The organism is Proteus sp. FME41, from assembly GCF_014897315.1.
Taxonomy (GTDB): Bacteria; Pseudomonadota; Gammaproteobacteria; order Enterobacterales; family Enterobacteriaceae; genus Proteus.
The window spans coordinates 24,240-47,263 of record NZ_JABUYL010000025.1; the positions used below are offsets into that span (position 1 = coordinate 24,240).

General features: G+C 37.4%; 24 protein-coding genes and 2 pseudogenes. 6 read left to right on the forward strand and 20 right to left on the reverse strand.

Annotation, left to right across the window (positions count from 1 at the left end; translation table 11 throughout):
• Positions 1–26 precede the first annotated feature (26 nt).
• On the forward strand, positions 27–1,763 hold the full coding sequence (locus tag INT04_RS17080; protein ID WP_193017301.1) for a type VI secretion system baseplate subunit TssF: 1,737 nt from the start codon (positions 27–29) through the stop codon (positions 1,761–1,763).
• Between the two features lie 187 nt (positions 1,764–1,950).
• On the opposite strand, the gene INT04_RS17085 is transcribed toward INT04_RS17080, so the two are convergent.
• The gene (locus tag INT04_RS17085; RefSeq protein WP_193017302.1) at positions 1,951–2,370 is read right to left on the reverse strand and encodes a hypothetical protein; all 420 of its coding nucleotides are present in this window, start codon (positions 2,368–2,370) and stop codon (positions 1,951–1,953) included.
• A 196-nt stretch (positions 2,371–2,566) separates the two neighbouring features.
• Here INT04_RS17085 and INT04_RS17090 point away from each other — a divergent pair, with 196 nt between their 5' ends.
• A complete protein-coding gene (locus INT04_RS17090; protein WP_193017303.1) occupies positions 2,567–3,073 on the forward strand; it encodes a DUF523 domain-containing protein in 507 nt (168 codons plus the stop codon).
• Positions 3,074–3,415: 342 nt separating this feature from the next.
• On the forward strand, positions 3,416–3,724 hold the full coding sequence (locus INT04_RS17095) for a helix-turn-helix domain-containing protein (RefSeq protein WP_193017304.1): 309 nt from the start codon (positions 3,416–3,418) through the stop codon (positions 3,722–3,724).
• A gap of 135 nt (positions 3,725–3,859) precedes the next feature.
• Here INT04_RS17095 and INT04_RS17100 read toward each other — a convergent pair whose 3' ends face one another.
• The 3 genes from INT04_RS17100 to INT04_RS17110 all read right to left on the reverse strand — a co-directional run bounded on the left by INT04_RS17100 (position 3,860) and on the right by INT04_RS17110 (position 5,027).
• Positions 3,860–4,399, reverse strand: coding sequence for a hypothetical protein (locus tag INT04_RS17100; RefSeq protein ID WP_193017305.1), 540 nt, complete (start codon positions 4,397–4,399; stop codon positions 3,860–3,862).
• A 104-nt stretch (positions 4,400–4,503) separates the two neighbouring features.
• Complete coding sequence (locus INT04_RS17105) at positions 4,504–4,887, reverse strand: hypothetical protein (RefSeq protein ID WP_193017306.1); 384 nt, start codon at positions 4,885–4,887, stop codon at positions 4,504–4,506.
• Positions 4,884–5,027, reverse strand: a complete 144-nt coding sequence (locus INT04_RS17110; RefSeq protein ID WP_193017307.1) for a hypothetical protein — start codon at positions 5,025–5,027, stop codon at positions 4,884–4,886. Before INT04_RS17110 ends, INT04_RS17105 begins: the two co-directional genes overlap by 4 nt.
• A gap of 75 nt (positions 5,028–5,102) precedes the next feature.
• Here INT04_RS17110 and INT04_RS17115 point away from each other — a divergent pair.
• The 3 genes and pseudogenes from INT04_RS17115 to INT04_RS17120 form a co-directional block, all read left to right on the forward strand.
• Positions 5,103–5,699: pseudogene (locus tag INT04_RS17115) on the forward strand (RNA-guided endonuclease InsQ/TnpB family protein); the annotation flags it as partial.
• Between the two features lie 35 nt (positions 5,700–5,734).
• Positions 5,735–5,824 (forward strand): annotated as a pseudogene (locus INT04_RS19385) (hypothetical protein); the annotation flags it as partial.
• A 264-nt stretch (positions 5,825–6,088) separates the two neighbouring features.
• A complete protein-coding gene (locus INT04_RS17120; protein ID WP_161711132.1) occupies positions 6,089–7,315 on the forward strand; it encodes a tyrosine-type recombinase/integrase in 1,227 nt (408 codons plus the stop codon).
• Positions 7,316–8,564: 1,249 nt separating this feature from the next.
• On the opposite strand, the gene INT04_RS17125 is transcribed toward INT04_RS17120, so the two are convergent.
• The 16 genes from INT04_RS17125 to INT04_RS17200 form a co-directional block, all read right to left on the reverse strand.
• Entirely contained in the window at positions 8,565–10,007 is a 1,443-nt protein-coding gene (locus tag INT04_RS17125; protein WP_193017308.1) for a pyocin knob domain-containing protein, read from the reverse strand.
• 11 nt (positions 10,008–10,018) lie between these two features.
• Positions 10,019–13,687, reverse strand: a complete 3,669-nt coding sequence (locus tag INT04_RS17130) for a phage tail tip protein (RefSeq protein ID WP_193017309.1) — start codon at positions 13,685–13,687, stop codon at positions 10,019–10,021.
• Positions 13,688–13,706: 19 nt separating this feature from the next.
• The gene (locus tag INT04_RS17135) at positions 13,707–14,300 is read right to left on the reverse strand and encodes a tail assembly protein (RefSeq protein ID WP_226894158.1); all 594 of its coding nucleotides are present in this window, start codon (positions 14,298–14,300) and stop codon (positions 13,707–13,709) included.
• Between the two features lie 64 nt (positions 14,301–14,364).
• On the reverse strand, positions 14,365–14,841 hold the full coding sequence (locus INT04_RS17140) for a hypothetical protein (RefSeq protein ID WP_193017310.1): 477 nt from the start codon (positions 14,839–14,841) through the stop codon (positions 14,365–14,367).
• Entirely contained in the window at positions 14,838–15,560 is a 723-nt protein-coding gene (locus INT04_RS17145; RefSeq protein ID WP_193017321.1) for a C40 family peptidase, read from the reverse strand. The genes INT04_RS17140 and INT04_RS17145 overlap by 4 nt, the downstream gene beginning before the upstream one ends.
• Before the next feature lie 5 nt (positions 15,561–15,565).
• Positions 15,566–16,315 carry a phage minor tail protein L gene (locus INT04_RS17150; protein ID WP_069366998.1) on the reverse strand — a complete coding sequence of 250 codons (750 nt, stop codon included), beginning with the start codon at positions 16,313–16,315 and terminating at the stop codon, positions 15,566–15,568.
• The gene (locus INT04_RS17155) at positions 16,312–16,644 is read right to left on the reverse strand and encodes a phage tail protein (RefSeq protein ID WP_193017311.1); all 333 of its coding nucleotides are present in this window, start codon (positions 16,642–16,644) and stop codon (positions 16,312–16,314) included. The genes INT04_RS17150 and INT04_RS17155 overlap by 4 nt, the downstream gene beginning before the upstream one ends.
• A 2-nt stretch (positions 16,645–16,646) precedes the next feature.
• Positions 16,647–19,886, reverse strand: coding sequence for a phage tail tape measure protein (locus INT04_RS17160; protein ID WP_193017312.1), 3,240 nt, complete (start codon positions 19,884–19,886; stop codon positions 16,647–16,649).
• Between the two features lie 19 nt (positions 19,887–19,905).
• Entirely contained in the window at positions 19,906–20,169 is a 264-nt protein-coding gene (locus INT04_RS17165) for a DUF4035 domain-containing protein (protein ID WP_226894159.1), read from the reverse strand.
• A 41-nt stretch (positions 20,170–20,210) separates the two neighbouring features.
• Entirely contained in the window at positions 20,211–20,591 is a 381-nt protein-coding gene (locus tag INT04_RS17170; RefSeq protein WP_193017314.1) for a phage tail assembly chaperone, read from the reverse strand.
• A gap of 2 nt (positions 20,592–20,593) precedes the next feature.
• Positions 20,594–21,061: a phage tail protein gene (locus INT04_RS17175; protein WP_193017315.1), complete on the reverse strand. Its 468-nt coding sequence runs from the start codon at positions 21,059–21,061 to the stop codon at positions 20,594–20,596.
• A gap of 61 nt (positions 21,062–21,122) precedes the next feature.
• The gene (locus tag INT04_RS17180; protein WP_193017316.1) at positions 21,123–21,416 is read right to left on the reverse strand and encodes a hypothetical protein; all 294 of its coding nucleotides are present in this window, start codon (positions 21,414–21,416) and stop codon (positions 21,123–21,125) included.
• A gap of 93 nt (positions 21,417–21,509) precedes the next feature.
• A complete protein-coding gene (locus INT04_RS17185; RefSeq protein WP_193017317.1) occupies positions 21,510–21,845 on the reverse strand; it encodes a hypothetical protein in 336 nt (111 codons plus the stop codon).
• A complete protein-coding gene (locus INT04_RS17190) occupies positions 21,842–22,282 on the reverse strand; it encodes an HK97-gp10 family putative phage morphogenesis protein (protein WP_023582509.1) in 441 nt (146 codons plus the stop codon). The genes INT04_RS17185 and INT04_RS17190 overlap by 4 nt, the downstream gene beginning before the upstream one ends.
• Complete coding sequence (locus INT04_RS17195) at positions 22,279–22,602, reverse strand: phage head closure protein (protein ID WP_115349556.1); 324 nt, start codon at positions 22,600–22,602, stop codon at positions 22,279–22,281. Before INT04_RS17195 ends, INT04_RS17190 begins: the two co-directional genes overlap by 4 nt.
• Positions 22,603–22,610: 8 nt before the next feature.
• A complete protein-coding gene (locus INT04_RS17200) occupies positions 22,611–22,937 on the reverse strand; it encodes a head-tail connector protein (RefSeq protein ID WP_069367006.1) in 327 nt (108 codons plus the stop codon).
• Positions 22,938–23,024 lie beyond the last annotated feature (87 nt).

Consider the following 23,024-nt stretch of genomic DNA (forward strand, 5'->3'; position numbering starts at 1 on the left):
TATTAAAGATGGAATAGCCGATTAATATGAGTGAAATTAAATATTTAAAAGAAAGGCAATACCTGCAAACACTGGCTAAATCCTATGCACAAAAAAAGCCACATTTGGCCGAAGTTTTAGAGCCCGATGATCCACAAACCAGTTATTTAATGGAAGGTTTTGCTTTTCTTTCTGCCCATTTACAAGAAAAAATTGATGATGCTTTTCCTGAAATTACACTTCCTTTATTGCAACGCCTAGGCTCCCAAGCAATTAAAGGAGTGCCATCAACATCAATTATTCAAATTAGTTGTGAGAAAGAAATTAATTACAGCTATTACATTCCTAAAAATAGTGCTGCATTAGGTCGTAATAATGCGTGTTTTTCAACTTGTCGTGATTTGTATATCGAACCTTATTCTCTTATTGAGAAACAAGTGACACACCAACCCAATAAAAGCTGTATTTCTTTAACGTTTAAATATTTCGGTAATATCGAGCAAATGCAATCTTGTCCGATTAATCTGTTTCTTAGTCCAATCAAGAATATTGCAGACACTCTGTTACTTGGGTTAACTCAGCATTTTGATTATATTGAGTTAAAACATGCCGAACAACATTATCATGGTGATAACGCAGCATTTTGTTTTAATTCTCAAATTGGTAAAGATTACCCTATCTTTCCACAATCAGAAAATACCCCTAAAGCACCTCAGCAATTGCTGGAAGGATTATATCTTCCTCATGTTCATCACTTTATGAGTCTAGATATCCCAACGATTATTAAAAAATTGGATTGGGAAAAAAGCACTCAATTCACGATTAATATCTATTTAAATAAGCAAATTTTGTTAACAGAAGAACAATGTCAAAACTGCTTTTTACTTAACTGTGTTCCTACCGTTGATAAAGAGAAAGAGCATACCGTTATTATTGATTTTCAAGAGAATAAATCATCTTATTTATTACCAACTCCAAATAATCATTATCTTTCAAGTTTATCTGAAATTATGCTTTCACTTGAGCCTCATGAAAAAGAGCGAGGTATTTATTGTCATTTTTATTCGATAACTGAATTAACATCTGCATCTCGCCTATTGCCCCAATATCAAAATTCACTTTTTTATTCATTAACGATAGATAAAGAGATTACAGGACGAACATTTTATACGATTCATTTTTATGACAACAAAGGTGAAGCACTTTCCTCTCCACCTAGTTTACATTTTTCCTGTACCTATATTGGTTTTGAGAAATATAAAGACAACAGTATTGGGGTGTTAAATGCTCATAGTGAGAATATGCCTGACAATTTATTGCTCAAAAATATCACACCATTGTCAGAATGTTTTCCTCCTATTGTTGATGATAAGTGTTATTGGCATTTATTATCACATTATAGTGCCAATGCTTTTATGCTAATGTCTATTACAACAATAAAAAACATGTTGAGCGATTATTTAATTTATGCAGAATTAGATAAACAGGTAACAAGAAAAATAAAACGTTCGCTAGAGGGTTGTATTGATTTAAACAGTCAAACTTATGACTATATTTTAAAAGGGAAACCACATCGTTGTTTATCTTTAATATTAACAATAAATATTGATTATTTTGATAATGAAGGCGATGCTTTTATTTTCATTTCTCATCTTTATCATTTCTTTCCATTTTGTTTATCAGAAAATATGTTGTTGGAAATGAAAGTTAAATTTAATAATGATGAAAAAATAAAATGGTTTTTATCACCATCCCCTTTAAAAGGTTACAAGTCATTATTGTGATTATTTTTATTGGTATTAATTAATTTAATAAAATTACAATTGAATATAGCGATAATCATCATTATTATCTAAAGCCCTTTTGATAGGGCCTTTTTCTGAAGAGGTTTAATCGTGTATTCTGAAAAAGAGGTTTTTCAAATAAGTTAAAAAAGAAAATGTAATATTAATAAACAAACTAAGTAACATACTAATATATAAAATAACTTTCAGAATAACTAATATGTAAACAATTATCGTACTTATAAACTTGAAGATATTGCTCATCATTTCTTATTTTAGGATTTCCATAATAAACTGGAAAATCTAATTTATCGGTATACTTTCTTAATTGTTGATACGCCTTATTCCAATCATTAATAAGACAAAATGTCACACTGCCATCTCTAAAGCCTCTATCAATAATTCCATCCCCCGTAAAAACATAATCATTTGATATTCTAGGTAGCGATTTAATCACAGATGAAGTATTAAGATAATAAGAAAAGATATTGTATTTTGTATACACATAACCTCTTTCCTTAGTATTTTTGATATCTTTTAATATCCAAAAAATAAGAGTAAGAGATAAAATCAGTAGAAATAGTGTAATCCAATATCCTTTTTTCATATTTTTCCCTACTGTCTTTTATTATTAATATTCTATTTGAAACCTTATCACAATAGCTCTATAAATACTGAATTACCGTGACTTTTTGTGCTTAAACAGAATAGTTTTCTCTAAATCTATTGAACGAGAACGATCAAGAATATAGATTCTATCAAAACACATATCTCATTAAGTGGACGTAAGGACACTAATTTATATGAAAAATAAAATACTCGTTAGTGCTTGCCTGATGGGATTTAAAGTTCGTTATAACGGTACCGAAAAAGCACGATTAAATACAGTACTTGAACAATGGCAACAAGAGCAGCGATTAGTAATTCATTGTCCTGAGCTTGCGGCAGGGTTACCAACACCTAGAGCCTCTGCTGAAATATTAGGCTCTAATGGCTGTCAAGTCATGCAAAATAGTGCAAAAGTGATTGAAAGTACGGGTAAGGATGTTACTGCACATTACCAACTTGCAGCATGGCTCGCTTTACGTACAGCTTTAGATTCCAACTGTATCGCGGCCTTATTAACAGACAGAAGCCCAACATGCGGTAGCCAATATATCTACGATGGCAACTTTTCTGGTGTAATAAAGCAAGGTGAAGGCGTTGCGACAGCCTTATTGCGTCAACATGGTATAAAAGTATTTTCTGAAAACCAGTTGGATGAACTAATTGACTGGATAGAAAAGTGGGATGTCAAAAATGTAATTTGATCATAAAATTCTGAATTACTGATATCTAACTTATTAGATATCAACGCAAAACATGTATTTTTTACAGCTATCACTTATCATCATTTTACTAGAAAATAGCGCTTTGATTCCTTTCCCCTCAATCATATTATTCTTATTTAATACTCTTATTTCGTCATTAACAAACAAAAAAACTATTTATTACTAGTGTAATTTATCTAATTATTTGATTTAGGTAAAACGGTTTAAATCTTTTAATAAATGAATAATGATAGTTAACAACTATCAATCATGTAAGTTTGATCGTTTATATCGATCTTTAAGTGTTATTACTGTAGTATTCCTTAAAAAGGAGGTATTTATATGAGTGCAATTAATGTTGTAGTAGGCCAACGAATAAAACAAAAAAGAAAACAGTTAAAAATAACTGGTATTGAAATGGGGAAACGACTAGGTATAAGTCAACAACACTACTCACGTTTAGAAAATGGGCATATTAAAATAACTGTCGACCAACTTATTTTCATTGCTTTAATATTAGGAGTATCACCACAAAGTTTGTTGATTTCACCTGAAATAATGTCTCCCATGATAAATACATGGACAGAAACAACCTCGCCACCAAGCGAAATTGTTATATCAAGAGATAGGAAGCGCCGCAATCTTAGATAAAAATACAATAATATCATTTAGCGCTATCTGATTTAATATTTTAACTAGACAAATTAAAAATATCGTCATTTTTATTTAAATAAAATATTATCTATTTAAAAAATCAATCGATCGATTTATTGTTAAAATAAAGAATCAATTGTTAATACCTTTCGGAATTGAATATTTTAATTGAAGTTTTGGCGTATTAAATAATTTTCGATTAGATCCTTCCATCAAATAAGCCGCTATTTCTTCTGATGTTAAATCATCAACTTCTTCAAGATTAAAATACTCATCAGGCCAATAAATAAGATCTGAAGAAAAGGATTTAAAGTTTATTTTGAGTAACTTCATAGCATAGGATTGTTCAGATTCACTGCCTTCAGCTAAACATATGAAATCAATAATACTAATTAACTCTTCATAAGTCAGATCATCTAAATACTTCACCTGATTAAACGCTATTTTTGTAAACTCTTTTGCACTTGTCCACGAATTGTAGTCACGAAAATCTGAAAACACACAAGGTGTTACCACTTGTGCGTTCCAATTTATCATCATGGTGTTAAGTTCAGGATCGTTTTCAGTTGCACCATTATCGATTTTATTAGTTATTTTCAGTAGTAAATCGATCAATTCATTGAGTTTAACTTTGCTGATTTTTATTGGTTTCAACCGGTTAGGTAAAGGCATAGTTTATTCCATTTATATTATTTTTATTAAGCACTTATATTGTTAAACATGATGAAATAGTTGACGCTCTTCGCGAATATTCAGGTTACTAGCATCACATTTAATTAACTGGTCTCTTTAACACACTTTATCAAATCTTCTACTAATTGAAAATTAGGGTTTGAAGTTATTGTAACTCTAATAGAAGTATCCATACGAGATATGATGACAGCCTGAGTATACTTGACTCCGTTAATATTAATATCTGCAATTTGACCGATATTTTTAACAGAAAAATCACTCAACCCTGTATCATTTTTGAGTCTAATTCCCAAGGAGTCATTTTCTTGTATATGAGTGTCAATTTCTGCTGACTCTATATTTTTACATGCAATAGAAAGCTTGCCTTTACTCGTTTTGAAAGATAAACAAATATCATCAGGCTTGCATTGATTAGCAGCCATTGCAAATGTTGAGAATAATAGCGAAAAAATAACTATTAATTTCATTTTTGAGGATCCCCTTGTGCTTTTTTATGAATTTCATCCCTCATTTCAGCCGTTATTTTTTGGTAAATAACTAAAGTTTCACCATCACTGACAATACCTATAAAAATATCACTGCCTCTTTTCTTAATTGTAACTGACACTTTTACAGGCTCTATCTCACCAATATCTTCGGGGTCTATTTTCCCATTGATTTTATAAGTAATATTAGTGATTACGTGATAGAGTCGAATGGCTATAAGGTTGCTAACCCGCGCCATCTCATCAACGCCAGCCGTAACCTACGACGGAAACAGAAAGCATTATCACGTAAGAAAAAAGGCAGTGCAAATCGTCGAAAAGCTTGCCTACAACTTGCTGGCGTACACGAACGGGTAGCCAATGCTCGCGCTGATTTTCAGCACAAACTCTCACGTACAATTGTTGACGAAAACCAAGCGGTAATTGTAGAGACGCTGAAATCGGCGAATATGATGAAGAACCACCATCTGGCACGTGCAATAGATGATGCGGGATGGAGTGGATTTATCTCAAAGCTGGAATATAAAGCGGGAGAAAGAGGTGTTCATGTAGTGAAACTGGATCAATGGTTCGCCAGTTCGAAAACGTGTCACTGCTGCGGTCACAAAATGCCGGAAATGCCGCTAAACAAGCGTATATGGCAATGCCCTGAATGCGAAGTTGACCATGACCGTGATATCAATGCGGCTATCAATATCCGGCAGAAGGGCATACTGAAATTACAGGCGGCGGGTCTCGTCGTCTCTGCCCATGGAGGCCAGCGTAAATCCGTCACACAGACTGTTGTGGCCTGAGAAGTGGGAAGCCTCGCCGTTTACGGCGGGGAGCAGTCACAAGATATGCTCACTTAGCACCGAACCATTTGACAGAGCATGCACGTAAAATTGACTCAGTATTTGGCACTTGTGTCCCAAATTAGTCTCAGTATAGAAAAATGATGGATTTTAGATAAAGATAACTGCTTGATTTGAATGGTACGCCCTACAGGATTCGAACCTGTGACCTACGGCTTAGAAGGGCGTTACATACTGATTTCATTGGGTTTTATATAATTTCACAAGATTTCATCTTTTTGATTTATAAGGATTTATATACCTTGCATGATTTCAGCTAGTTTCATATCATTTCTTCGTTACTTGACCCGTTACTTGACCCGCAAACAACCCGTAAATGGAAATTAGTTATGGCTAGCGTATTACTGACTGATAGTAAAATACGAGGACTGAAACCAAAGAAATCTGCGTATTATACTTGGCAAGCATCAGCGACTAGAGGAACCGGACGCCTTGGTGTAAAAACATATCCATCAGGAAGAAAAATTTTCGTCTACCGCTACTTCAAAGATGGAAAAGAGAAATTTATATCGCTTGGTGATTACCCTAATTTATCACTAGCAGATGCTGCAGTAAAATCCGTAGCAGCAGCTACAGAATCATCATCCCCTGAGAAAATTAAATATGAACACGCCACAGTAAAACAGCTTTTTGATGACTACATTGAAGATCAGAAACGACAAGGCAAACGTTCATATGATAAAACTCAAAACAGACTAAATCAGGTTCTAGATAGTAAACATATTGATGCCTCTATGCCTGCAAAAGATGTGACTCCAGATCATATAAAAAGAATACTTTCTGAATTTATCTCCCGAGGTGCTTTGGCTGGTTCAAACAAAGTAAGAGCAAACCTACATACGGTATTCAACTTCGGTTTGTTTGCCGATAATGATCCAGCAAAAATAAACGAGCGTGTTATTTATGGATTGGAACGAAATCCTGTCACTGTGGTTCCTAGACAAAAAGGTGCAGATAAAGCGTTAGATAGATTTCTATCATGGGATGAGTTGAAGCTATTATTAGAGCTATTCAATAAACCCACCATCGAATGCCCTATTAACTCAGATTATGCGCGTCTATTTCTATTTTGCGTTTATTCCGCGGGACAAAGACCATGGGAAATTCTGGCTAATACTCGCGACAATTGGGATAAAAAGAACAATACATTAACGGTTCCACCCCACATTTCAAAAACAGGCGATTATCATGTGATCCCTTTGGTTCAACCTGCCATTGATATTCTTAATATCCAAGAGCTATTGTATCCAACATCTAATTATCTTTTCCCTGCTGATACTAAAGAAGGACATCTATTAACATCTGAATACGCTAAACAATTAAATAAATTTTGTAAGAAAAATGAGTTTGATAAATTCACGCCTAGAGATGTAAGAAGAACATTTAAAACATTGGCTGGAGAGATGGGGATTAGTTCTGAGTTAAGGGATATGGTACAAAACCATAAAAGACCCGGCGTTTCTCAGAAACATTATGACAGGTATGATTATTTAAGAGAAAAACGAGAAACGCTTGATGCATGGTGTGAAAAACTATCATCGATAAAAGAAGAGTAGTATTCCATACTATTCATTATCATAGATACAAGTAATCACAAAGCCTCATATGAGGCTAATTTTTATTAACTCTAAATAATTCTTAGATAATCATAATCCATATTTTTGAGATGTTTTTATAACGATATATCCCCCACCGATGAATCACTTTACTGATTTATTAATTAAAATAAAGTCCCTTTTACCCATAAAAACCAATTTAAATAATATTTTACTAAACTAAACCCAATATAAAACAAAGTATAATTCAATATCGTTATACAATATATATAAAAAAGACAAAAAGATAATTTAAAAAAGTATTATGTTTTTACTCTTCTTCTAAGAACTAACACCTTGTTCCTGTTATGTAAAAAAGATATTGTTTACCGTTACTATCCCAACGTGATAAAATAAATATATATATAATAACTCATAATACAACAAAGGTAATTTATGAAAAAACACCTCATTAACATTATGTTATCATGGATGATAATTAGTAATTGTTACGCAAATAACTACTATATCGAAAGATGCATAAATGATGCCATCTATACGAGTGAGATGTGTAATTGTTTATATGAAGAACAATTAAAAGATATAAAAAAAGAAGATTTACTATACACAAAAGAATACATAAGAGGATCTGATGAAGCTAATAAATACATGAATAGTTTATTTAAAGCTGTTCAAGAATGTAAGGTGAAGGTAAACAATGTACTAATAAGTAAAAAATAAAGACGCCACATTAAATTTAATGTTGTAAAAATGAAAACAAAACCAATTATATTTTTAATTTAAAATAACTTGTAAAGAACAAAATTAATAGTTATTCTATTTATTAGATATAGCGGTTATATCTTTAACCAATTTATTATTAAATATTTAAAAGAAATAAAAACATGAGATATTCTTTATTATTACTAACGTCATTACTCTCCACTGGATGTCAAGAACGAGTTATTTATTCAGAACTATCCCCGAGCGAGAAAATTCAATACCAAAATACACATGATAGAAATGCAAATGTATTGAAAAAATGTTTTAGAATATCTAATGAATCAGAACGCTTCAATTGTTTTTTGGATAGTAATGATGAAGATTTTGATAGAATTTATTGATAATAAAGAAACCCCACTTCAAGAGTGGGGAGCTAATATATTAATAATCTTATGTATACATAAGATATGTGAATATTTTCACTATAAAAAGTAAATAAAAATAAACCATAATGAAACCCAAAATTCATTTCATCATAATACATCTATCATAATAGTATTTCATTTTCACCTAACCCGAATTGTGCTTTCATCTCCTCTTCTTTTTGTCTGCGTTCCTCTTCCGCTTTCTGTACCTCTTCCATCTCACGCATTCTCACGTTATAGATTGATTGCTCTGGCATCTGTACACGAACAGAAATAAAACGCCCATCTGGAATATCAATTGGGTCGCCATTTTTAAAGTCTTCAATTTCATTATTCGCAAATGATGGTGCATCAGGATGAGTGCGATGATAGGTTTTAACGAGAATAGAGCCGTCGGAATTAATTTTAGAGTTAACCCATATGAGCGGTTGTTTATTTACATCGAGTGGAATTTCAATACCGCCATCAACACCACCCCATCCTGCATCGGAATTAAAGCCCAGCACTCCTTCAATGAGATATTCGCCCTGAGTTACTCGAGTAACCGTAGCGCCCTCTGACTCATCGTTGGTGGTAAATGTACCGTCGGGATAAATATCAATGATGGGGGAGGCTCTTTTGATGAAACCTTGAGGATCAACAGTTGTATTGTAATTATGCCAAACTTCTCTCCAGCTAGCCCACTCCTCACTTAATGATCCCCTAAAAAACAACCGGCCACTTCCAGAATATGACGTAGCTAGCTGACTCCGAAAATCATTAGATCTCGTTATATGCATACCAACATTAACAACACCAACAGATTGCCCACCAATACCGTAAGGCGCTGAATCTCCAAGCCCAATATTATCCGTTAATTCAGCATAAATTCCGTTAGGTAATTTAGTTGAATTAGCATTATCAATATACGTTAATATTGATGGCGAATTAATAATTCCTAAACCATAATCACCAACAACCATCAAAGTACCATTTTTACCCGGCAATTGATTCCCAAACCAACCACTACCATTTGTATATATAAATTCAAACTTATCCGCCTTTAAATCGATAAGCAATCTCATATCTCCTTTTGCCGCACCAATGCTAGGCTCTGCAAGTAACCCTGATTTAAATCGCTGAACGTTACCACTATTTAAATCCGCCTTACCCTTAATATCCCCCTGCATCTTCTTAATACTATCGAGAGTAATAGTCTCACCATTTGGCATTTCTATTTTTGTCTGTCCCGTTTCAGACATCCATGTATTCATTGCATCGAGAAAATATTGTGTGTACGCATTTATTGCGACCATTGTTCGTGCTGCATCACTATTATTATCCGGCTCAGTGATATGAATTGAGAATGGGGTGTTATTTACTGTCGCTAATGCAGGGTGCGCTAATACTAATTCGGTGTCGGAATTAACAGATTTAATCATATACGGAATATTAGTATTTCCCGATTTAATTAAAATAGTCATTCCAATATTAATGGCTGGATTATTATTTTTAAATTTAGTGCCAGAGCCTTTGACAATAGCAGACCCTGACACAGTAGAAACTGCGCCTGTTGTGTATATCATGATTTATTTCCTTATTGCTTGCAGGCTAATAATGTTATTTTGAAATATCTATCTTCGCTGTCATATCTAAATACACCTGGTGTATTCGCTTTTAACGTTGTTGATGGAGAATTCCAATAAACAAAGTCTTCATAATTCCCACCATTTTTAATTTCAAAAAATTTATCATCATTTAGCCATAATCGACACCACTTACTATTATGTGTCGTCGCTATGGTGACAACTTGAATAATGCGGTCAAAAGATTGTGCTGGTATCGTAATTGTTTCTCCATTACCAAGAGAATAAAACTTAACTATGTCACCTTCGATATTCTCTACTTTTAAAGTCCCTTTTATTTCACAGTTTTTTTCAATTATAACATTTTCTAATTTCCCAGAAGTTGCCTCTATTTCTCCTCTCGCTTTTATATTCTGAAATTCAGCAAACCCATTTTTATTAATATGCCAACCATCAACACCTGTTTTGTAGGTATTAGATTGAATAACATTCCCTATTTTTGCATTTGTAATCGAGCCATCTTCAATAAATAAATCTCGAATAAACAATTGCCCATTTTTGGCATACATAAATAATTCCACCTTGCCGTTAACGGGGTTGTACCAAGCGAAATTATTTGCGTTATAACCAAAGAATGATTCCAACTTACCATTCTTAACCTGAGCGCTAATGACTTGCCCTGCCGCATTGTATTTCACGTTGTTATGAACAATCGTGATATTGATGGAATGAGTGACAACACCGTCACCTGATTGATTAAAGGTGGCTTGCATCTTCTCCTGAATCATGCCTTCTTGTTTATCAAACTTAGCCTGAACTTGTGTTTTGTTTTCAGCGAAAGCCTTATCTGTGTTAGAGATGGCAGTAGAGTTTGAAATGATATCGGCCTGAGCCTTATCCATTTCCGTACGAATCTCAGTAAAACGCTGGCCGATGGCCTCATCTAGTTTAGTGATAGATGTTTGCGTCTCTTTAATTGCAGATTTGTTGTCACCAACAGCGGAGTAAATCTCTTTAACTTCCTGTGCCCACGCTTCACTATCCGTTGCGCGTACTTGCCATAGTTCGCGAATGCCAGCTTGAGATTGCCCATGCTTCACTAACAAACTGCGTGATAATTGAGAGTCAGCGTTACCGAGAATAATTGCGGTTTCAGCATTCCAATCCAAGCGTTCACTGAGTTGCTGACCGGCTTCTGATGACATGAAGTGTCCATCAAGCTCTGGCAATATTGTGCTTACATCAAACTCCGACTCTCCTCGAATGAACTCAGTCCACTCAGATTGATTGCCTGTTTTATCCACCAGCCTTGCTCTAAAATAAAAAGCCACTCCTGCTGACAAACCCGCCATTTCATAAGTTTTAGATGGATAAGGAACATCAGATAACAGCATCAGTCCTTCACCGTCATTCGTTTTGCTGTACTGAATTTCAGTTTTTAACGTATCACTGGTGTTTTCACCAAATCCCCAGTCTAACTTAATGCCAAAGACTAATGGCGACGCTCTAAAGTTAACCGGTTTGGGTGGGTTCCCCATTTTTCCGGTTAACGTTTTTTCGTCAGAATATCCCCATCCGCTGGAGATCTCAGAAGCATTAATGGCTCGAACACGGACTAAATATCGACCGGCATAAACATTAGGAACCTCAATAGAGTTAATGGAGCTTCGAGGCATATTGACCCAATTGCCTTCGTTTCTACGCCATTGCGCTTCATAAGAGATTGCATTTTCAACTTGTGGCCACTGTGCTCGCATTGTTTCAATGCTAACGCCTTGGCTTACAATTGAGTAAGAGTCGATGACAATATTTTTCGGGGCTTGCTGGTTATTAGGAGGAATAACACTAATGGGCCTTTCATCAATCAATGCGCCAGAATCAACATGTTCATATTTACTGGGATCATGCTGAATGGCTGTAATAGTAAATTGATTAGACTCATTTTCTGTAACACTGACAACGCGATATTGTTGCGCATACAGCTCTTCTGATTCGACAACCCAAACACATTCTGTCTCTGGTGTCTCGCTGTATTCCGTTGTAACCGTGATCACCTTCCCTGATACTGTTTGTATCGTTCTTGCTTGCGATTGCCCTGAAGGAAGATTGAGAATTAAGCGATCACCACTTACAGCACTTGAAACGCGATCTAACGTGATACTTCTGCCATTGATAGCACTCACTCGACCGCCAGTGACCTTTCCTGACAACAGTTCATCAGCAACAGCGATAATGTAACCGGGTTGCGGAATGTTCCCATCTAACCCGACAGAGAATGTCACCATTCTGTCTTTATTGTTTGTCAGTATTCCCCAGCGCCCTTTTCTGTTGGCTTCACTTTGTCGGGTGCAACCAATTGCGGTAACTTCTAATTGATTAAACCCAAACCGAGAAACTAAATCAGGTTCAAACACTGGCTCCATTGCATCAGCATATCCATTTTGCGGATCTGAATACGAAACCAATGCTGTGGAATACTTTTCTTTACTGCTACTGCTTGAATAAATAAATTTGCCATCAATCACATTAGCTCGGGTATAGCTATAATCTATATCACGAGGCATATCCGCTAATGTCACAATCTGACCGCCACCCCAATAGGTCATTCCTCGAAAGATGGCTGCAAAGTCACGTAACACGTTATACGCTTCATTTCTATCTTGCACATAAACATCACAGACATAACGAGGTTCTGTACCGTCACCACCTTTTCCATCGGGTACCAATTGATCACAATACTGCGCTATACGGTATAACTCCCATTTATCAATCTGTTGTTGATTTATTCGTTGTCCAAGACCAAATCTATCGGAAATAACAATATCGTAGAAAACCCATGCGGGGTTATTGGTCCATGCCCATTTAAAGGAACCATCCCATACGCCCGTATAGGTGCGATCAATAGGATTGTAATTTGAGGGTATTCGGATTATGCGCCCTTTCGGTTTGCACGTTATTTGCGGAATAGAACCGTTGAATTGTTTAGAGTCGAATTCAATATAAAGTAACGCTGTATGAGGATAGGTGAATTTAGCATCAATGACTTCAGTGTAACTTTGCAAAACAACCGTATCACCGATTTTACTGCTATTAGCATCATTAGATACCTTTCTAACACGTAGTGACCATGATGTTGTCGATTCAGGTAAATCAATTCTGTGTGCTCGCTCATAACCTGATGTCGTTTTTCCTTTCACGGCACTATCAATAACGTTTTTCCAACTACCACCATCAGTTTGTAAATCAATAGCGTATTTAACTTCATTACCCACCAAATCCCCATTATCTTCTTGCTTGAATAATGAAGGCCACTTTAGACGAATTCGAATAGCCGATAATTGTGAATTGGTAAATGTGTGAACCCACGGTGTTTTACTCGAAATCGTTGAACCAACATTGATCTCATTTTCAGCGCTAGGTAATCCTTGAATATAAGTCTGTGCTTGTGTGCCTGGTCTAAAATCCCACGTCACACCACTAAAATTTGCATTTCCTTCAGTGTCTTCTAACGGTGTGCCATCAAGAAAGATATTTTGTGCCGTTAACTCTCCGGCAAATTCACCCTCCCCCAAGGCAATGAGTAACTTTGCTTTAGCAATAGATTGTAAATCATCAGGTTGCTCAACAGGCACACGAGGACTACCACCGCCCCCTTTTTGACCGTGAATTATTTTTCTCATTAGATTATTCCAAATAGATTTATTGCTGATCTTCTACATAAATACCTGCGGAAATGATGGCACCACCAATAGTTCTTTCGCCATAAAGCACTGGTACTGGGTAACCCTGAGAAACGGTATTAGTAGGAGAGCCAAATGCATACGAAGGTTTGTTTTCACCCTGATCTTGCATTGCAAGGCCTTTTGGCTGAGGTGAAAGCATTTGAATAACACCGCCGATAGCTACTGATGCGCCAACAGCAAATAAAAGGTTACTGGCCCATAATGCGGAACCCCAAGGTAGCCATATAGCGGCAGCAACAAGGACGGCACCCAAAATAGTCTGAAAAACACCACCTCTTTTGCTCCCCATCACAATGGGAACGATACGAATAATTTCTTCTGATATCGGGAAATTAAGATCATCAACACCGATATTCTTTTTCCCTTTAAATACAGCGTATGTTAATCCTCGTGATTTACTGGTATTTAAATACTGTTCAAATCCATTTAAGGTACAACAAAGTGCTCTGATTGCTTCTGATGTTGTCGTAATTATGCGCTGATGAGTTTTACCAAATGTTTTGCCTAATATTCCGCTTAACTCTATTGTTACCATTTTTTCTTCTTGCATAAAAACTCCATAAAAAAACCCGCACTTGGCGGGTAGACATAAGAAATATAAGGTTATATCTTCCTTACTTTCTTCCTATTAAATCTTCGTTTAAATAGTTTCCTTTGAAATATCCTTTAGATGTACAGGTGTCAAATAATACCTGTTCATAAAATTTACCATCACCTATTTGCATAGCTGGTTCTACGCCCTTTTTTTGCCCTACGTCCGTAAGTGCAATTAATTTATTGTAAGCATTTTTAGTTACAAAACTCTTAAAAACAACCCAACCAGAATATGCTCCATAAGAATTTTTTGCGTTAACTAACCCGCAATATATATATTCAGGCTCATTATTAATAGAGATGACTCTTTCGCTTAATTTGAATTTCGCGCTTTCCCCATCTTTTAACCCATTAGATACCCATGCTTTGATTGTTATTTCTTCTTCTTGAGTTAATGGACGATAGTCAATTTTTTTATCATCAGATTGTTTTTGTGCATACACAAAGCTAGGTAGTGCTAATAATGTCATAATTAAAAACGATAATAGATTTTTCACGATAAACCCTCTTCATGTGGACTTTTATTAATTCTTAAAATAATAACAGTTCTATCTCGCCAATAACCACCATAAGGAACTCGTTGACTTAATCGCCCATAAAGGTGATGCAATAACATGCCATCATCCAGAATAATACCCGCATGATTTGCAACATTGGATTGAACCTGCATAACAACCATATCACCTGTTTGTGGTTCACCTTCTACTTTCACAAACCCCGCTTCTTGCCAATTATCCATATAGCGATCTTCACCTTGCTCCCACCACGGATAATCAACACGATAATCAGGTAATACAATATTATGTGTCTGCTTAAAATAACTCATTATTAGGCCCCAGCAATCCGTAAAACCAAGCACAAATGGACGGCCAATAAGAGGAAGTTCGCCTCGAGGAAGAATTTCACGAAAATCCCCCTCGGGGTAACTGACAATATACCAAGGGATACCCAGCGCATCACATTGAGCCTGATCTAACTCAGAAGGCTGAGTCGTAGCATCTGGATGACTATGAACAATACCAATAACGACACCTTGGTCTTCACATAATGCATATTCTTGGGGAGAAATAACGAAGTGCTCTTGAGGTGTTTTAGCTACATTTACGCAAGGTAAATACGTCTTTACTCTGGATTTTTGGATGATAACGCCACATGCTTCTTTGGGATATTCCTTTTTTGCATGAGAAAATATCGCCTCTCGTATTTTCTTTTGCATCATTATTATTTCCGTAACAATGAGGTTCCGACAAAACCACCAAAAGGAAGAGGATTATTCTTACCGAATCGAGGCACACACCCCGTTTTCAATAAACCACTACACTTATCTAGTGATGGATCGTCAACAGGATTACCCTGCTTATCAAAATAACCATTTTGCCCTGCATAATCACACCCATCTCCCGATTTATATTGTCCTCGTAAACACCACGTACACATTGAATGTAGTTGTCGAGTAGGTATCATCACACCTTGTAAATCCATTGGGCTTGCCAGTGTAAATTCAACAAATTCATTTGTTTCTGCACTTTTACTATCAATATAAAAGACAGATACTCGCTCTTGGGTGGGATCTGCAGAAGCATTCCCATCACTAAAATTTTCTGCATCGAGATAATGAGAAAGGGTATCGTGAATAATCACTTTTGCTTTCAACATATCATCATAATGCAGACATAATGCGGTTATTGAGCTATCTAAATTAGCCACTGACAATTTAGGATTAGCACTAGATCCCGTTGTAGAGGACTCTAACCCTTCTATTTGAACTGGCCATGCCCCATATTCATTCCCTTGCCACCAAATGGACTTAGCCTCTATTTCTCCTTTGGCCTTTTGCATCTCCTCTTCCGTGATGGGAATATTGTATGCATGGAATCTCAGAATATTAGGAACACCAAATTCTGTACCATCAACTTCAAAAAGCCGGACAGTATTGCCCGGCTCTAATTTTTGATAATCGGCTGTGATCATGATTTAAATGCCTGAGTAAAAACCAAAGAAAGGGTGTAATTTCCTGCACCGTTCGGAATGAGTTTGTGTTCATCACAACGGTACAATCCAAGTGGCTCAAGAGGCGGTTTCCAGAAAAATGACTTTATTCCTGCATGTTTATCAATAAAGTGACGAATAGCTGAAATGTAATTTTCATCACCCACAAATTCCATTGACCATTTCTGACTGCGTGAATTTAAACCATTGCCAGAAACTTGTTCATAACCATCCCCAAACTTGACTTTCCTTGTGTTGTAAGAGACATCTTCAGTCGGGTTTACACGCGGACACCAAGTGAATGTTTCCATTTTTAACGGCCTCCTCGAGTTGCATTCCAAATTAAACCACCCGGCCTAATATCTTTGGACATTAACTCTCGGTAACGACTATCAACAAATCGGCCAATCTCCGCACCAAACTGCTCGAATCCATTCGTTGATTGAGTTTCTGAATTACCGTTACCATTAATGGTAATGTAAACCTGAGGTGCTGAAGTAGCGCCCTGATTATTACCACCAACAACTCTAACCCCTAAGTTGCCATCTGCAGTTCGAGTTAATGGCATTATAGCCTCACTCCCTGCCTCGCCCATGAGTCCGAGATTAGGCGCGCCCCCCTTAGCAAAGGCAAAATAAGTGGGTGAGCTAACGATTTGATTACTATAAGAACCTAGACTTTCTGAACTATGTACCCCACCTTTAGCATGGGCAACACCACCTAAAAATCCACCAACAGCGCCCATCCAACCACCAGCACCGGCCATTGTATTCAGGCTATTCACTATTGCCGCATTAATGAGTACATTCTGAATTGATTTCAACACACTAACAGACCAATCTTTCCAACTGGCTTTATTATCATTTAATTTATCGCTGATCGTGTCAACCATTCCTCCCATCGCATTTTGAACAACAGAGGCTGTTTGAGCAGCGTAGTTACCGCTTTCTTGAACCCAATCTTTCATTCCTCGCGTTATACCTGCGGTCCAATTAGATTCAGCGAGCGCTATATTTCGATACTTAAGATCTAATGCATCTAATGCTTTAGATCTGGCTTCAATATCTTCTGTTTTCTTTGCTGATTCATTGTAGATACGGTCTATTTGCTGACTTTCTTCAAAGTAGCTTTTTTCTCTTGAACTCATGCTATTGGTTTGAGTCACTAACATAGCTTCATCGTTAAATTTGACCGTGGCTTCTTGCAGTTTTTTGCGAGCGTCTTCCATATCACGATGCTTTTTGACGGCATCATCTGCTTTTTGCGTCCATTCTGCGAGAGCGACAGATGAGCGTTCAATCGCTTCTCTTTGCTTATCAGTCCATTTAGCACCATTTTCATGTGATGCTGCATAAAGAGAAGCGGCTTTTTCGCCTTGTGAGGCCCTAACCTTCTGAACCTCTGTTGCCACACTTAAATCCGCTATTTTCCGCTCATATTGTTCTGCGGTTCTTTCTGCTTCTTTTTGCGCCTTTTCATAGGCGCTTTGTGTTGCCTTTCCTGTTTGAAGAGATTCATTTAGCTTTTGCTGACTCCTGTATGCTTCGACCTGATTTTCAATATATTTTCTTCTAGCATCAGCAAATTCTGGTGTATTTAATAACCCGGCATCATCAGCAGAAAACTCTGCTTGTTTGACTATTTTGTCCTCACCTGACAATGAAGATAGAGTCTTATTTCTTTCTGAATTATCTATTAACGCTTGCTGTTTATCAGTTAATGTTGCACTGGGAATACGCATTGGAATATTAACTAATGCCTGTCGAGTCGCTAAGACACTATTACCAATATTCATAATTTGATTGAATTTGGTTTGCTCGGCATTCATTAAGAGTAGTGATTGATGGGTTTTATTTTGTTCTAAGTCCTGCTGACGTATAAGAAAATTCCGTTGGCTGTCTACCGCATTTAATGCGCTTGTTGTTCTTTCTTTCTCTTGTTCCATTTGAGACAACCGTTGAGTTTCAACGGCTAATGCAGATACGGTTTCCTTTATACGCCATTGCAATCTTTCTCTTGCTACACCTTCCGGCAAGTTATCCGCTTCACGTTGAGCACTTACTATGCCACGCTCCATGTTTTTGATTTTAGCAATTTGCTTTTCGTATTCTTCAATTTGAACTTCAAGCGTTTTCTTTATATTTTTTGACTCATCATGCGACTGCGATAAAGTCATGTTAGGCATGCGTTCTTTCAGAGTATCTAGCGTATTAGCATACTCAAGGGCAGATCTTCTCGCCTCTTGCTGGCGCTGATGCATAATATACCAAGCAGTCGCGCCCGCCATCACGAGACCAGGAACCCCACCAATTAACCCCATTGCACCACCCAAAAGGCGTGTTCCAACTGAAGTTACTCTATTAAGGTTTTCTTGTGCTGTGCGTCTAGCTGAAATATTCCGGTTTAATGTTCCTTGTGCGGAAGCTAAGCGACGTTCAGCTAATGCTTGTTGCTCAACACTTTGTGCTGCTAACCTTGCTTGTTGAGCCCGATAGACTGCTGCCCTTGCTCTAGCCGTTGATATTTTGATACCTTGCAATTGAGCTTGAGCATGTGCTATTTCACTTTTTGTTGCACGCGCAACCCCAATGGTTGCATTCGCCACACTCGTTGTCAGCCCGCCAAAATAACGCGCCAGCCCTAGACCAATTAACACACCAGAAACAGAGGCTATACCATCAATATTGTTCGCGATCCCCTCCATTGCGGTTGATAGTGTGCGAGTAGCACCTGATGTTTCATTAACATTGCCAATCCATGCCATGAACGCATTTTCAATCTTCTGTGCAGACCCACTTACCGTGGCTGGCAATTGCTCAAACTCGGCTCGTAACTGTTGCGTATTCGTCAGGATAGGAACAATTTTATCCATCGTGAGCAGTCCATTTTGCGACATTTCACGCAGACCACCAATCGTCGTTCCCATACCATCAGCCAGCATTTTTGCTAATCGACCACCATTCTCCATGACAGCATTAAACTCTTCACCACGAAGAACACCCGAACCTAATGCTTGGCTTAGCTGTGTAATAACAGAGCTGGTTTCTTCAGCACTGGCGCCAGAGAGTTTTAATGAAGTTGCAATGGTTTCGGTAACTTTCACAACATCACTTGAGGCATAACCCGCATCACGCATGGATTGTGCAACACGGCTGTATAGATTCGTATTCGCTGCAATCGATGTGCCCGTTCTTTGGCTCAACGTCATTAACTCTTGCTGTGCTTGTTTAAAATCTTCCAGCGAGGTAGACGCTAATTTTAATCGACCGCTGAGTTGACTCCATGTGTCTGCATAATTGATAAGTTGCTGTGTTGCAAAAGCTCCTGCAAATGCACCCGCAACGCCTGATACAGTATTTTTAATGGACGATAATTCACCATTTAGATCATGAATAGCGCGTTGCATTTCACGAGATGCACCACTGGCACGTCTCCCGCCTTGCTCAATGATCCGATAATAGTTTTCTCCCATACGCGAAGCCCGCGCTATTTCAGATTGAAACGAGGAAGAATTAGCAGAAATTTTAATAATCAGTTCACGCAGTTTTGCCATTTTATCCTCGCAAAAATAATTAATTTTCTGAAATAGACTGAAAGAAATTCTCTAACCCATTAGAACTATCATCACTTTCTTGGGTTGCATTGGGATCCCAGCGTAAAAGCACATCAGAAAGCGTGCATTTACCGCCTTGAGAGTGATAAATAGAAGAAACGATATGCGCTGTTTGAATATCACTACGAATATCACCAATGGGATTAATGCGATCAAAAGCCATCCACATCCGAAGCTCACTCAAGCTCATTTGGCTAGTGAGTTCATTAAGAGTGCGCCCCATACGGAGCGCCAATGTCATTAAAAAGAAAGTATCAGGCTGGGCTACTTTTTTTCTGCATCATCAACCGAAATAGTTAAATCGAGCGCTTGTTTTAATAAACGAGAATGCACTGGACCATAAATAGCCATCACATCGTTGATGTCTGATTCATCAAAGACAACATCCCCGTTTTCATCACGCAACACATCAATAAACATCACAACATCAGCACGTAAATTACGTTGTGCAATTTCAATGTCAGATAACGAATGTTCATCTTCAGCATTATCATGGTTAATAATTTCACGCCATTTCATCCACGCAGGTGATGACGGCTCACGAAGTATGACGAGCGCATTTTCCCATTCAGCAACATTCACTTTCTTTGTGCGAAAGGCATTTTTTTCACTTAAAGCCAGTGATTTTAATGACGGTTTTTTCATGGTTATTCGCTACCTTTATTTAAATTAACAGTCCCGTTTTTAATCGGCTTAGATTTACCTTTTAAACGTAGGGTAAATGAAGCGGAAACCACACCCGAAGTAGAAACACTCCAACTGTTTTGACGCACTTCGGCTAAAAAGGCATAGCCAATCCCCGAAGGGAACTCCACTTTAAATGCATGAACTTCATCATTTTCATACGCGATACGTAATGTTTCTTGGCCTTCATCGTCTGTGAAATTACCATTAATGGTGAGCTCTGCAGGTGCAGATAATCCATTAGTAACTTCTTGCTCCTCAGAGCAGAGCGTGGTGACATCAATATCTGATTTCTGCCCACCGGTATAACTGATCTCTTTTGTTGAACAAGAAATCCCTAAAAATACCGCATCAGTTGGATTAACTTCTGTTGCGGGTAATTTCGAGACACTGATTTTAGTGCCTTGTGTTTTTTCATATTTACTAGACATGATCATTTCCTATTGGCATAAAAAAACCACCCGAAGGTGGCTTTAGTGTGATTGTGTTTAGTTAGTACGATGTATTTCTAACTATAATAATTTCATCTAACTTAGCTTGAGAGGCGTACTTATTGTATTCTTCCACTAATGACATAAGCTCTATATCTGCTTTTTCAATATCATCAATAGCCTTTCTTAGCTTTTGAATATCGATATGTTTAACTCTAGAAAGATCATATTCACTGGTTTTACCGCTTTTACAATCTAGGTTATTTAGTGCAATATTTCTTTCATTTGCTGCTTTTGATAAAGCTTCTTTTAGATGAGTGCATCGACCAAGTGCTTCAAAATTAATTTCTGACATTGTATACCCTCTTAGTACATACTGAACACTCATTACACTATACCTCCTGACTTCACCTCTTGGTATCAAATAAGTTTTAAAGATTACATCTCTCTATTGCCAAACTTGGCACTCAAACGTTGCTCTAAACAATTCTGTATCAGGTTCGTAGCCTTGTTTTTCTGAAATTTCAACAGGGCTTAATTTTGTTAAGGCGTTAGCAAATAACAAGCGAAGCTTTCTTGCCTCATCAATCGTATCGGCATAAACATCAACCTGAATATTCGTCATCGTTTCGGCTTGCCCCTTCAGTACATCGCCTTTGACATCATACAAAGAGAATACACACCAAGGGGCTGTTATTGCAGGGCTTGATTGTGGAGCAACATACGGAAATACTTTATCAGTTAATACGGGTGATAAAATTGCGTAGATATCCGCCTCTGTCATTTTCCTAGCGCCTCATCAATCGCTCTATTTAACTCGCTAATGGCTAAATTGGCTGCCTTATCCGATTCACGATCAAAAGTGGGACGTATAAAAGGCCTTGGCGCCATTTTAGAAGTGCCCTCTTCAAGAAAACGCCAATAAAAGGCATTATTAGGATGATCACTTTTCATGGAGGTATCACTGTTTGTGCCTGATGCGTTACTCCCTCGAACATAAACGCCCGAAGAAACCTCACCTTTATTGCGCATTCTGTGATTACGAGTCACTATATTTCGTGCTAATTTTCCCGTTTTTCGTGGTGCGGATGTTCTGATTTCATCACGTAATAACGTTGCGGCCGCATTGGTTGCTTTTCGCATCGCTTGATGACTTTCAGCTCGGCTTAAAACATCTAACTCTCTTGATAAGTCGAGTAGATCGGAGAAATCCAAATTCATGATTGTTTAACTCCTTGTTTGCATAGCAATTCTAATCGAGTCAATTTCTCATCAGGAATGACTGACTGAATATCATAAATTTGCTCACGCCAAACCATTCTGCAGGTACTGTTAATATCTGGTCGATAACGCATCCACACCCTAACAGTAACCTCTGACATTTCAGCATTAGCGGATATCAGTTCACGACCAGAAAGATGTTTTACTTCGCACCGCACTGAAGCGATATCAACCCACTCTTTTTTAAGTTGCCCTGAAGGTAATTTAATGGGTGCGTTACGCTGAAATTTAACCTTGTGCCTTAGGCGACCAGCTTGCATACAACCTCCTACACACCGTAAATTCGATAAGGCTGCAATAACGCTTCCACTGCAAATGGTTGAGTTGAAAACGAGCTTACCGTAATCACACCTTCTCGATTGTCATACCACTGCCCAATCAGTAGTAACATGGCTGCTGAAACATCATCTGTCAGTAATAGATGATCGGCATCTTCTTGGTATCCTTCCGATACTTCCTTTTCATAAAGCGTCCTGCGAGTGTAGTTCTCGACAAACTTCACTGCAGATTTGGTGTAAAGAGCGAGCAATTTATCATCATCCGTAAAATCAGGATCAATATTGCAATGTTGTTTTACTAATTCCAGAGAAAGCATTATTTCTCCTTTTTAGCCTTGGTGTTTTTTTTAGGCTCAGGCTCAGGCTCAGGCTCAGGCTCAGGCTCAGGCTCAGGCTCAGGCTCA